We start from the raw sequence: 12,784 nt of genomic DNA on the forward strand, positions 1-12,784 counted from the left end.
AACAGAATTCAGGCCTGATTCTGATCATTCATTTGCTTTTCTTGTAACTTTAATTGTCTTTTCTGTTCCCGGCGCATTCTAAAGAAATCGCTGAGCTGCCCGGCACACTGCGCTTGCAGGCATCCCGACTCAAACTCAAAAACATGATTGTAGTAGCCAGTTTCAAAGAGCTTACGTGCACTGATCAGTGAGCCTGCTTTCGGCTCTGTGGTACCAAAAACCACGCGAGAAATCCGTGAATGTACCAGTGCCCCTACACACATGGTGCAAGGCTCCAAAGTCACGTAGAGAACTGCATCATCAGGCAGGCGGTAGTTTTGAATGGCCTGACAGGCTTCACGAATGGCTACAATCTCTGCATGTGCGGTAGGGTCATTCAATGAAATTGGAGAATTGAAGCCTTGACCAATAATCTGGTTATCACTAACAATAATTGCACCCACAGGAATTTCTCCCTGCGCTGCCGCTAATGCAGCCTGCTCATAGGCAAACTGCATCCACTCTGCATCGGTTTTAATATGTTCAGTCATGAATCAGCTGATGACACCATACTGTCTTAATAACGCATTCCAGCTGTCAATTTGAGTGACGGGTGGATTATTGCCAAAGATACCTTTCAGACTCAGGTCAGTACCTTTCTCCCATTCCGGAGATAGATCCTTATCGACCAGACGTGCCCGCACACCTTCGACAAAGTCCGGATGACGGATTTTCCAATCGGAAATCTGGATTTCCAGCTCAAAAACTTCATTCCAGGAATGTACCTGTTTACCCCATTGCCATAATAACCAAGTTAAGGCAGCAGTCGCTGGAGAACCTTTTTGAAGATTTTCACTGGCTTGACGCAACCAGTCGCTACGCGCATCTCTTAAACCAACAATCGCTTCATAATCATGTTCAAAGTTAACGCCACGGCAGACACTATGAATGACATCAAGTGAATTTTGCAATGGTCCAGGCCCTACAGGACGATGCATACTGTTTAACGTATCATCAATAGCGCGGAAATCTCCCGCCGGATAATGCTCCCAGTCAACATTGACCATTTTGTGCAGAACAGCATCACGCTGCATATCGCAGATATGGGTAGCCCAGCCAATACCATACGCGCCAGCCGCGGTCATGATTGAACCTGTTAAACCGGTAAATAAACCAATCGCACCACGGTCTGCCAGGAAACGCGTTGCACCAACATCTGGATACAGACCGATATTGATTTCAGGCATTGCCAGACGGGAATATGGCGTTACCAGACGGAACGGTGCTGCCATAAATAAACCTAGACCACCACCCATCACATAACCTTCGCCCCATACCAGCACTGGTTTGGCATAGTTATGTAACAACAGATCTAAAGCATATTCCTGCTCAAAGAATTTGTTCGCAGTTGCAACTTCATCATTGATGACTAACTGACGCAATTTACGTACATCTCCACCTGCACAGAATGCTTTAGGGGTGGTCGAATCGAACCAAATTGCTTTTACATTGTTATCGTGATGAAAATCTTCAAAAACCTCAAGCAAGGCCGATGCAATGGTTTCATCCAGTGCATGTAGTGATTTCGGACGATTTAATCGAACGATGCGCCATCCATTTTGGGCTTCTTCGACAATCAGATCTGAGTGATATTGTTTTGATACAGGAGAATATGTCATGCGTCCAGCTGCCAATCTATAGGCTCAATGCCATGTTGTTTAAGATAATTGTTTGCTTTGGAAAATACTTTACAACCAAAGAATCCGCCACGGTTTGCCGACAACGGCGACGGGTGTGCGGCTTTAAGTACAAGGTTTTTATTCTGGTCAATGCGTTGTCCTTTACGCTGCGCGTAAGCACCCCAAAGAATAAAGACTACATTTTCACGTTGTTCATTAATGACATCAATCACGTGATCAGTAAATTCTTCCCAGCCACGTTTTTGATGTGAAGTCGGCTGGCCCGCTTCTACGGTTAATACTGCATTCAGGAGCAATACACCTTGCTCTGCCCAATGGGTCAAGTTGCCATGTTTAGGAATAGGCACGCCCAGATCCGAGTGCAACTCATGAAAAATATTACGCAAAGATGGAGGCAATGCAACCCCTTTTTGCACCGAGAAACTCAAGCCATGTGCTTGATTCGGACCATGATAAGGATCTTGTCCTAAAATCACCACTTTCACCTGATCCAGCGGTGTCGTATTTAGCGCATTAAAAATCAGATGATTCGGTGGATAAATAACTTTGTCTGCTTTTTTTTCTTCAATCAGAAAATTTTTAAGTGCATCCATTTTTGCACCGAGTAAAAAATCACTCAGGCTATATTTCCAGCTTTCATCCAGCTGGACTTTATTCAGTTTTGCAATTTGCTGTTCAGTTAATAAAGACATTTTTTCATCCTAAATTGATGTCATGCAGTTTAAAACTGAAACAGCTTAAACTTTTACCTGTAAGTCTACGGTTGGGTTGTGGAATGGAATTCCCTGTTTCAACTTGTTGAACATATCAGGATCGGTCCATTCAGCTTGTACCTGTTCAGAAAATTCAATCTGATCCAGGTTAAGTAGCCCCATTTGCTCATTTTCGATATCTTCCAAAAAGCTTTGCGCGTAACCGGTATCGGTTTCATGCACAATCACGGAATACACCTCAACATCTCCTTCACCATTCTGGGTAATGGTTGAAGCCAGCACTTGCTGCGCTAAAAAGAAGAAAATACGCGAGAACTGTTCAGCAGACGGCGATACTGGCAATGACACCCAACGTGCACTAAAATTCTTACACGCCTGAATATATTCAGGATTATCGTCCTGCCAAAAGCAGATAGCATGATCGAATGAATCAAAAAAGTCCTTGATGACACCTTTTAGCAAGCCAAAGTCATATACCATCTGACCATGATCGAGCTTAGAGGCTTTCAGTAATAATTCTACTTTATAACTATGACCATGGATCGAACGCTTACAGCGATCCGATGTGCAATTTCGCACGATATGAGCATTTTCAAACTTAAATAGCTTACGAATTAACATGTGCCGTAATGTCGTCAAAAAATAGGTGAATTCACTACAATTATAAAGCAAAACTAGAAGAAGGAGGATTAATTTTGCAGTTCACGTTAATAGACAAAACGGATCATATACAGCCTCTACGCACTCTGGCTGAAGTATAAAGATAATTTAAAATGGCGCCATACTGCGATACGAGACATAGACTTGCTTATCTTGCCGTATCAGATCACTGCTAAACTGACGCTTACGTTCACTCAGCATCACTTCAATCCGTGCTTTAAAGAACTGGGACTTTACGCCCAATAGCTTGGCAAACTGGTTACGATTTTCAGCAGCTACCTGATCAAAAGGAGCGACTTGCCAAAGTTCAGATATATTAGCAAAGTGCTCTTGTTTACCAAATTTAAGATCCAAAGCTTGTTGCACAGCATTCACATCCAGCTTGTCATCCAGACTTGCCAGCAAAGCCGCTGGTGCCGTATTGATATTCACTTGCGTATCCTTTAGCGGGGCTGCCGTTACGTATGGTAGCAGCAGTTTATAGCGGTTCTCTTCAAAACCTCGTACCAGCTTGAGTTGTTCTACACTATGAAAATTGGCATTGGGTGGCAATGCAGCATTTGGCAAACCTTGATAATGAATGGATTCTGCTCCCATAGCACCAATTGGCAGTTCATCTTGATCCTGCCAGTCAATCACTGCTTCACTTAATTGTTCCGGTAAACCAACCCGTTTCAAAATCAGTTCAAACCATTTTTTCGCCGGCTCATTTACAGTTCCATCTTCAGCCACCAGACTGTTCAGATTAAACTTGCCCGACTCATCCTCTAGCCTGCCAACAATATAGCCATCATCCACAGGAAAAGGTGGCATCTGTTGTGCCCAGGTTTCGTTCAGATGATCAATATCAGCAGCATTTTCAGCATCATCTACAAGCAATTCGGAAAAGAAGGCTTCAGCACTTTTGGCATACATTAAGGACTGATTCTGGCGCATCAGATAAGCTGTACTTTCCGCAGTCGCTGCCTGACGTTTGGCAATCGTTGCCGCCAGAATAGTTGCCAGTGCAACCATGACCAGAATGGTTATTAATGCGATGCCCTGTTGCTGCTTCATACTTTGATCCTATGAGCTGCCTATATTATTGGTATTATTTGACAGATAATCTGTGTTCAGCAGACTGAACAACCATTCATATTGTACACCCTGTACAATCAGATTGATCTTGATGCCTTTCGGTAAAAGCTGCTTGTTTTCAGTACGATTTAAATCCAGTCCACTTTCCGGCCATTGTGTGATTTCATTTGGATTCAGTGCAGTAATTTGAAACTGCTCTACATCACTCAGCAATATGCTCGATTCAGGTTGATCGCGTCCGGTCTGGTTCAGGTTCCTGAATTTAAGCCGATAGACTTTTTGCTCATCCGCCCGATATTGATATTCCACCCGCTCATCCGGCGCGATGCCTTGTTCCAGCGGATCCGTAACACCAGTCTTACTAAAATTAAAACGACCATCTTGCAATACTAAAGCTGGCTGAATATCACCATTTACATTTGCGGTTAAGGGTACTGTTTGCACCATATCACGCAGAATCTGCTGATAGCCCTGCTGTAATTGATTTAGCTTTTGTTCATGAAGGGTATTTTGATCGCGCGTGACCCGGATATGATCAAAGACCTGCCATCCCAATGCAGACAATACAGCAAAGATTGCAATCGCAACCAGCAGCTCAACCAGGGTAAATCCATTTTTTTTCATTGTGTCTGATTCACCCGATGATTAAAAAACACCAGACTGCTGACACCAGATTCCAATTGTCCGGTATCAGCATTGACAATACCGACCTGAATATCAATACGCTGTACATTTGGGCTAATGGTTGGTTCAGATTTCTTATCAATCTGCCAGGACTCACCCTGCTGGGTAATTTGCCGGGATGAAGTTCCTGTTAGCCATTCCTGATTGATTTCCATTTGTGCTGCTTCATTTAAAGCAACAAACTGAGCTTTGGTGCGTAAGATGGCATGGGAAGTCGACTGGGTATATTGCATTGCCACTTTAGTCAATGCCATGGCTGCGGTAGCAAAGATTGCCAGTGCGACCATGACTTCCAGCAAGGTAAAACCTGAGGCACGATTAAGTCGAGTAACACTCGACCTGAGCGGCATTGTCGCGCAAGAAAGTCCGAAAGCTATGCTTGAGGAGCAAGGATAAACGAAACAACGTTTCGTCCGAGCGCAAGATGACGAACTCTGTTCGGAGTGCCTACGATTAAATCGAGTAATACTCGACCTGAGCGGCATTGTCGCGCAAGAAAGTTCGAAAGCTGTGCTTGAGGAGCTGCGATGAGTGTAATGCTGCTTCACCGCTGTGTAAGATAAAGAGCTATCCTCGAGGTACACATAATGAAATCGATCAGCACTCGCCTTAAATGACTTGATTGCATCAGCCCCAGCACTCTGCTTGAAATATTTAAATTTCATTGATTTTACCCAAGTGGTCGATTTCAATCGCAGAACCGACTTCATTATTATCAAGATAAAACTGAATCCGTACCGGCTTCACTTCCCCATTGCCGAGCCAAATCAATTTTGGCGCATCCTGCATGGTCAAATCCCGGTTTTGTGCATTTTCATAACGCTGATCCAAGGGCTGAATCTGCAAAGATACTTTATCTGGCAAAGCTTGGGTCTTAAATTCAGTATAGTGAATCCATTTCTGTGATGTGCTACTTAAGCTAAAATCGGTATTGGTGGGCTTTTTTTGATATTCCACCACAGTGTACTGAAATGGGCTGACATCCGTTGCCGGCTGGGTCTGCAAGGCGAGCACCCGAGCCTGATCATTCGCTTCACGTAAAATGCGTTGTAAATCCAGCATAAACACTTCACGTGCCTGCATCGCTTTACGCTGATCTACCCCACCTATATTCAGCATCACCAGAGATGCCAGAATTCCCATAATGACAATCACCACCATCAACTCAATGAGTGTAAAACCACGATTTGATGATAGAGACTGGATTTTCATGGAATGCCTTTAAGCAAACTGCTCAACCGAATTAATTTTCTTGGGTAAAGCCAGAGCCTGGTCGATATAGGCCACACGTAAAGTATCACGAGAACCAAGGTAACGCTGATAGAAACTGGAGTTCAGGATTGCAGCTGCACCATGAGTCAGTGACCAGATCGAAGCCAGATAATCACGTACTGGCATACTGCTTTTAATTGATTCCAGATAGCTTTCTGTCATGCGAATAATCAGACGTAAACGCTGTTTCCGGATCTGGTAAAGCTCAGTAAATAATTGCTGAATGCCCACCCCAGTCGTCGATAAGCGTTCCTCAATCTGATGAAACAGTACCGTACGCTCCGGATGATGCAAATGATGCAACATGAAGAAAGCCAAATGTTCTGGAAAAGCCTTTTCAGCATCCTGGATCATTTCCAGCAGCATACGTTCATTACGGATAATGAGCAGCATGTACAGCTCATCTTTGCTTTGGAAATGTTTATAGAGTGTGCCTTTAGCCAAATCCAGTTCTGCAGCCAACGCATCTAGCGTCATACCGGCTTCACCATTTTCAAGTAGCAGCTGTTCTGCCACTTGAAAAATCAAGGTTTCTCTTGCTCGAAACTGAGCCTGACGATCCATCTTCACCCTATAACTCTCTTCTGCTCTTATTTAATTCGTATTACTTAAAACTTAGAAGATTTTCAAAATTCTGCATTGTGATTGCAGCCATTTCTTCCAAGCTCTTATCATATACATCACATAAGGCTTTGGCTACAAATGGAACGTATTTCGGTTCATTTGATTTACCCCGATAAGGCACGGGTGCCAGATAAGGACTATCTGTCTCTATCAACACACGATCCAGTGGAACCTGCTTCGCCACATCACGTAAATCCTGCGCATTTTTGAAAGAAACAATGCCTGAGAAAGAGACATAATAACCACAGTCAAGAACTGCTTTGGCTGTTTCCCAGTCCTCAGTAAAACAGTGCAAAATGCCATGTGTAGATTTTTCAGCGCGAATGATATCTACTGTGTCATGTTTGGCTGAACGGGTGTGGACCACCACCGGTTTTTTCACGACTTGAGAAGCATGAATATGACGCGCAAAACATTCTTTCTGTTCTTGGATAAAATCAGTGCTATGGAAATAATCCAGACCTGTTTCACCTAAAGCCCAAACTTTTTCTGGCTGTGCCAGCTCAACCAAATAATCCGTAGTTGCGCGCGCCATGGTTGCAGCATCTTCACAAGGATGCACACCCACGGTGTAGCCTACATCAGCATGTCGTGCCGCAATCTTGGCCAGTTCGATATGATCATCAAGATCTACCGAAATACTCATAAACCTGGAAACACCTGCTTCACGTGCCTGTGCCAATGCCAGATCCAGATCACCGCTGTAAGGCGTTAGGTCGAGTAAAGTTAAATGACAATGCGTATCTACAAACACGGTGCAGTCCTTTTCAGCAGGGAGAATCTACATAGTGTAGCTTCTACGCCCTGCAGATTTAAGCCCCGTAGTCAGTCGTTCGGCCTCATTTTTAAAGAAAATGCCTTTATCACCGCTTAATTGGATGCCAAAACCTTGTGGTTTAATGCCATTTTGTTTTTGTGATACCCAGATGACTTTACCGGTTAAAGGAATTTTTTGTGATTGTTCAGGTAAAGTAGTCAGGACGAAAACTTCATCCCCGAGCTTTACTGTCTGATTGGAAGGAATAAAAAGACCACCGCCTGCAACAAATGGCATATAACTGGCAAATAGAGTTTCAATATCAGGAATATTGGCCTGAATAATCCCCCCCATACGTGATTGCATATTCTTCTCCTTGTTCGTTAAAGATTCATCAGTCGAATACAGAGCTGATCCAGAACCAGATTGCTTTGTACATTCTGTTCCAGATACTGTTTAGACTGCTGAAATTCCCCATAAATATCAAAAAGCTGTTCTAATGAATATTGTTGAGCCAATACATCAAATTCCAAATCGATGTTTTTAACGGCTTGATTTAGCTTGACACAAATCAAATCCGACAACAAGTATTCAAACATCTGCCCAAAATCACTAAAGTTCAGGCTTTTGTTCCATCGCGTCGCAATTGCGATCGGCATATTTTTTTCTATAACCAGTTTTTTCCAGTCTTGCAAAAAATCCTGACGCATCGGCATCCAGGCACTCTGAGCCACTTCAATCGCCTGTAACGGCATCTGATTGGCCAGATTCATTAATAATTGCTGTTGGGAAGATCCTGCATCTGGTAAATATTCGTTTAAATAATTTGTGGCCTGATCTGATGTAATGCGATCCAAAGCAAAATGCTGTAAACGGCTACGAATTGTCGCGGGTAATTTTAAGTAATGATCAGCCAGCAGAATAATGACAATATTTTCACCCGGCTCTTCCAGGGTTTTCAGCAAAGCATTGGAAGAGGCAATATTCAGTGCTTCAGCAGGCTCTATGACAATAACACGCCAACCATCAACAGTTTGCTGCACAAATGGCAATAAATCCCGGATCTTTTCAATCTTGATTTTGGCATTCTGTTTTTTGTTTTCTTCATCGGTACTGATATAAACATAATTGGGATGAGTATCTGCTTTAAGCCACTGACAACTGCCACATTCACCACATGGCAAATTGCGCATATGACGATTTTGACATAATACCCATGCTAGAAATTGCTGGGTAAAAGCTTCCTTACCACAACCCTTTTTGCCATAAAACAGTAGTCCATGCCCAAGCTGGGGAAAACGCCCAGTAAGCGTATCCCAGACTTGTTGTTGCCAAGGATAAATTTGTGCGGTGGCATCAAGCGGCATGCTAAATTCTCAAATTAGGCGAATACAGATGGATCAAGCTGGTTCAGACGATCCAGATCCTGCTGGGTATCTACACCAGGGGGCAAACTCACTTCAGCAACAGAGATGGCAATACGGTGACCATTTTCCAGCACACGCAACTGTTCTAAAGATTCCAGCTTTTCCAGAACGCCCATTTCCCAGGTTACATATTCCTGAAGCAACTTCACCCGATAAGCATACAGACCCAAATGACGATAGGCCTGATCATGCAGTTTCTGCTCAGCTTGTTTTGCTCCATCACGGTCATAAGGAATCGTTGCACGGCTAAAATACAGCGCCTGATTGTGCTTTGACATCACCACTTTCACGATACTGTCACGCTGAAATTCTTCAAGCTGATGAATCGACTCACAAAGTGTCGACATAGACGATTCTGGCTGATCGACCAGTAGCTGAGCCACCTGCTGAACCAGTTGCGCAGGTAATAACGGCTCATCGCCTTGGACATTAACGATAATATCATCACTTGCCCAACCTTTAATTTTTGCTACTTCACTTAGGCGGTCGGTTCCCGATGGATGATCAGGTGAAGTAATGACAACATCCACACCCTCAGCACGACATACGGCTGCAATACGTTCATCATCCGTCGCTACACATAGATCATCAAAACCTTCTACTTTACGCGCCTGATCAACCACACGCAGAATCATTGGGCGACCATGAATCTCCAATAAAGGTTTACCCGGCAGACGTGAGCTGGCAAAGCGTGCAGGAATAACAATGTGTTTCATAATGAATAAACCTTAAGAAATAGAAATACCGTATTCACCAAGTTGTTGCTGCAAGGTCGCATAACAGGCCGGCGATAATATTGCCTCAACAGGCACCACCCAGATATCACGATTAAATTCCGGATTCTGTTTGAGTAAAGCCATAATCTTTACTGCATCTTTTTCAGTGGTAATGATCGGATAATTATCTTCAAACTGCAGATCTTTAATTTTATAGTCATGATGATCCGGAAATTCATGGCACTGGAATTGCTGAATACCCAGGCTTTCCAAGGTCTGATAGAAACGCTGTGGAAAACCAATCCCGACGACGGCATAAAAAGGTAAGTTCGGATCAAAAGCCTGCGACCCTGCCCGATTGAGTAAATACGGCTGTGAGGGAGCCAAATGCATATGCAAGTCAGATTGCGGATAAGCCGTATGCTCAATTACAGTACCAGTTTCTAGACGTTCAACCGGCTCACGTAAATAACCTTCAGGCAGAAGTTTCTGATTGCCCAGACCACGATTATTATCCAGCACAATCCACTCAATCTGACGATTCAAAGCCCAGTGCTGTAAACCATCATCACAAATAATCAAATCCAGATTATGTTTGGACAATAGCAGCTCTATACTCTGCTGACGATTAGGACCAACAGCCATCGGTACACCCGTCGACTGGACAATCAGTGCGGGTTCATCCCCCACACTTTCTGCGGTCGCCTGCGTATCGACATAGCAAGGAAATGGACCTTTACCTCCATAACCCCGGCTGATCACGCCAACCCGGACATTTTGTTTTTCTAGATATTCAACCAAATGGATCAGTAATGGAGTTTTCCCACTCCCACCCACAGTAATATTACCAATCACCATCACAGGTACAGGTGCGGTATAACTTGCTTTAAAACCTTTATCATATAAGGCTTTATTTAAGCTAAATCCGATCTGGTACAGCCAGGACAATGGTCGAAATACAATCAGCCATTTAGCCTGTGTATTCCAGGCATCCTGAATGACCTGTGCCAGTGACATACTTATTGTTCCTCGAAGTTGCGTTGATGCAACTGGTAATAAGCACCCTTGCGGTTGATCAATTCCTGGTGGGTCCCCTGCTCCAGAATGCGACCTTGATCCATGACGACAATACTGTCGGCATTTTCAATCGTAGATAAGCGGTGAGCAATAACGATAGTGGTACGATCCTGCATTGCCGCATCAAAAGCACGCTGAATGAAGTATTCAGATTCATTATCCAGCGCACTGGTTGCTTCATCCAGAATTAAAATTGGTGCATTTTTCAGAATAGCACGCGCAATCGCAATACGCTGGCGCTGACCGCCAGACAGATTCAGACCTTGTGCGCCCAGCTCAGTATCATAACCATTTGGCAAAGCCATAATAAAGTCATGGGCATAAGCAGCTTTAGCCGCGGCAATAATATCTTCTTCTGCAGCATCTTCCAACTGACCATACGCAATGTTTTCACGCACGGTACGGTTAAATAGCACCACCTGCTGGTTTACCATCGAGATCTGGGTACGCAGAGCATTCAGCTCAAAATCTTTAATGTCTTTGCCATCAAACAGGATTTGACCGGAGCTTGCTTCTTGATAACGCATTAAAAGGTTTACCAGTGAAGTTTTACCTGCACCTGAGCGACCTACTAATGCCACTGTTTGTCCGGCTTTTACATCAAGATTCAGATCGGTTAATGCCTGATACCCATCAGAATAAGTCAAATTCACATTTTTCAGCTGGATATTGCCTTTTAAAGTATCTTTAAAAGTACCTGCATTTTTTTCTTCCGGCATATCCAGTAATTCAAACACTGAATAAGCTGCCGCCATACCACGCTGAATTTTTTCATTGACTTCAGTGAGTGCCTTGATCGGTTTGGACAACATGCCTGCCACGGTAATATAAGCAACAAATTCACCAGCAGTCGTATCACGCAAGATTTCCGGGCGCAAAGCCAGAAACATGACAATACTCAACGCAATAGACATAATAAGCTGTACGATCGGGCTATTGAGCTCTTTCACTACAACCATTTTCAAGCCACGACGCAAGTTTTCTAGAGAGTGCTTTCTAAATCGTTCCTGCTCGTACGTTTGACCGCCAAAAGCTTTTACCACCATATTGGCATTTACAGACTCCTGTACCACATGGTTCACATCACCCATGGTGTTCTGCACTTGCTTGGACAGCTTACGCATACGCTGTGCAGCTTTGCGAATAAGCAGACCAATGATCGGTGCAAAAATCAGAATAATTAACGTTAAACGCCAGTTTGTATAAAGCAGATAACCAATCAGCGCGATTGTGATCAGACCTTGCTGCACAATCACCTTAAGTGAATCACTTGAGGCAGCAGTCAACTGCTCAACGTTATACATGATTTTAGCAGTAATGTGACCACTGGTATTATCCAGAAAATATTGCGAAGGCAGACGCATCAGCTTGGCAAAGACTTCCTGACGAATATTAAAGACCAGATTTCGGGAAATGACTGCAGTAAAATAGCCACCCAAAAACAAACCTACACCGCGGAAAAAGATCAGCAAGACCACCAGAAACGGGAAGATCGTCGTAAAACCCTGATCACGAGTCTGAATCGCTTCAATAATATATTCCAGCAACTTGGCAACAGAGACTTCTGTTGCAGCATTGATGGCGAAACCCAGGATAACCAGTAAGGCCAATCCCCAAAATTGTTTTAAATAACTGAGAAGACGTAAATAGACTTTTAAATCTTGCTTCACTAATAACCTCGGGTAGGTACTTTCGTACTAATGTTGATGTTCACAAAGCCAAGTTGCCCTGCAACATCCATAACGCGAATCACATCCTGATGTGCTGCTTTTGCATCAGCAGCAATCACGAACATTAAATCACGTCGTTCGTTAGAAATCTGTTTAATTGCGGTATTTAAATCAGCCACTTCTTTGCTCGCCAATGACTGCCCATTCACTGCATAGTGCCCATTTGCATCCACAGTGACTTCAACCTTTTGATCAAAGTTTTTCGGTGGAACTCCTTGCGCGTCTGGCAAGGTCAAATTCATACGGCTGAGTTGACTGAAAGTCGTAGAAAGCAATAGAAATACCAAGATAAATAACAGACAGTCAATCATCGGAGTGAGGTTGATATGAACATCTTCAACCTGATTGCGTTTGAATTTCATGACTCA

The 12,784-nt window shown here is 43.6% G+C and carries 16 protein-coding genes; all 16 read right to left on the bottom strand.

Features of this window, described 5'->3' with window-relative positions; translation table 11 throughout:
- Positions 1 to 8 precede the first annotated feature (8 nt).
- The gene (gene tadA, locus BK820_RS03220) at positions 9 to 530 is read right to left on the bottom strand and encodes a tRNA adenosine(34) deaminase TadA (protein ID WP_071320084.1); all 522 of its coding nucleotides are present in this window, start codon (positions 528 to 530) and stop codon (positions 9 to 11) included.
- Positions 531 to 533: 3 nt separating this feature from the next.
- Positions 534 to 1,658 carry an enoyl-CoA hydratase/isomerase family protein gene (locus BK820_RS03225; protein WP_071320085.1) on the bottom strand — a complete coding sequence of 375 codons (1,125 nt, stop codon included), beginning with the start codon at positions 1,656 to 1,658 and terminating at the stop codon, positions 534 to 536.
- Complete coding sequence (gene ung / locus BK820_RS03230; protein ID WP_071320086.1) at positions 1,655 to 2,371, bottom strand: uracil-DNA glycosylase; 717 nt, start codon at positions 2,369 to 2,371, stop codon at positions 1,655 to 1,657. Before ung ends, BK820_RS03225 begins: the two co-directional genes overlap by 4 nt.
- A gap of 45 nt (positions 2,372 to 2,416) precedes the next feature.
- Positions 2,417 to 3,013: a 6-pyruvoyl trahydropterin synthase family protein gene (locus tag BK820_RS03235; protein ID WP_048881306.1), complete on the bottom strand. Its 597-nt coding sequence runs from the start codon at positions 3,011 to 3,013 to the stop codon at positions 2,417 to 2,419.
- A gap of 147 nt (positions 3,014 to 3,160) precedes the next feature.
- Positions 3,161 to 4,108, bottom strand: a complete 948-nt coding sequence (gspK, locus tag BK820_RS03240; protein WP_071320087.1) for a type II secretion system minor pseudopilin GspK — start codon at positions 4,106 to 4,108, stop codon at positions 3,161 to 3,163.
- Between the two features lie 9 nt (positions 4,109 to 4,117).
- Positions 4,118 to 4,753, bottom strand: coding sequence for a type II secretion system protein GspJ (locus BK820_RS03245; RefSeq protein ID WP_004815587.1), 636 nt, complete (start codon positions 4,751 to 4,753; stop codon positions 4,118 to 4,120).
- On the bottom strand, positions 4,750 to 5,298 hold the full coding sequence (gspI, locus tag BK820_RS03250; protein ID WP_171260585.1) for a type II secretion system minor pseudopilin GspI: 549 nt from the start codon (positions 5,296 to 5,298) through the stop codon (positions 4,750 to 4,752). Before gspI ends, BK820_RS03245 begins: the two co-directional genes overlap by 4 nt.
- Positions 5,299 to 5,467: 169 nt before the next feature.
- The gene (locus BK820_RS03255; protein ID WP_071320089.1) at positions 5,468 to 6,025 is read right to left on the bottom strand and encodes a type II secretion system protein; all 558 of its coding nucleotides are present in this window, start codon (positions 6,023 to 6,025) and stop codon (positions 5,468 to 5,470) included.
- A 9-nt stretch (positions 6,026 to 6,034) separates the two neighbouring features.
- Positions 6,035 to 6,649, bottom strand: a complete 615-nt coding sequence (locus BK820_RS03260; RefSeq protein WP_071320090.1) for a TetR/AcrR family transcriptional regulator — start codon at positions 6,647 to 6,649, stop codon at positions 6,035 to 6,037.
- Positions 6,650 to 6,689: 40 nt separating this feature from the next.
- Positions 6,690 to 7,463, bottom strand: a complete 774-nt coding sequence (locus BK820_RS03265) for a TatD family hydrolase (protein WP_004815579.1) — start codon at positions 7,461 to 7,463, stop codon at positions 6,690 to 6,692.
- A gap of 27 nt (positions 7,464 to 7,490) precedes the next feature.
- Positions 7,491 to 7,832: a PilZ domain-containing protein gene (locus tag BK820_RS03270; protein ID WP_004815576.1), complete on the bottom strand. Its 342-nt coding sequence runs from the start codon at positions 7,830 to 7,832 to the stop codon at positions 7,491 to 7,493.
- A gap of 17 nt (positions 7,833 to 7,849) precedes the next feature.
- Entirely contained in the window at positions 7,850 to 8,833 is a 984-nt protein-coding gene (locus tag BK820_RS03275) for a DNA polymerase III delta subunit-related protein (protein ID WP_071320091.1), read from the bottom strand.
- A 14-nt stretch (positions 8,834 to 8,847) separates the two neighbouring features.
- Positions 8,848 to 9,609: a 3-deoxy-manno-octulosonate cytidylyltransferase gene (gene kdsB, locus BK820_RS03280; RefSeq protein WP_071320092.1), complete on the bottom strand. Its 762-nt coding sequence runs from the start codon at positions 9,607 to 9,609 to the stop codon at positions 8,848 to 8,850.
- A gap of 12 nt (positions 9,610 to 9,621) precedes the next feature.
- Complete coding sequence (gene lpxK, locus BK820_RS03285; RefSeq protein WP_071320093.1) at positions 9,622 to 10,626, bottom strand: tetraacyldisaccharide 4'-kinase; 1,005 nt, start codon at positions 10,624 to 10,626, stop codon at positions 9,622 to 9,624.
- Between the two features lie 2 nt (positions 10,627 to 10,628).
- Complete coding sequence (msbA, locus tag BK820_RS03290; RefSeq protein ID WP_004815568.1) at positions 10,629 to 12,356, bottom strand: lipid A export permease/ATP-binding protein MsbA; 1,728 nt, start codon at positions 12,354 to 12,356, stop codon at positions 10,629 to 10,631.
- Positions 12,356 to 12,778, bottom strand: coding sequence for an ExbD/TolR family protein (locus BK820_RS03295; RefSeq protein WP_004815566.1), 423 nt, complete (start codon positions 12,776 to 12,778; stop codon positions 12,356 to 12,358). Before BK820_RS03295 ends, msbA begins: the two co-directional genes overlap by 1 nt.
- Between the last annotated feature and the right edge of the window lie 6 nt (positions 12,779 to 12,784).

Origin of the sequence: Acinetobacter sp. LCT-H3, from assembly GCF_001866125.1 — a bacterium.
Classification (GTDB): domain Bacteria; phylum Pseudomonadota; class Gammaproteobacteria; order Pseudomonadales; family Moraxellaceae; genus Acinetobacter; species Acinetobacter schindleri.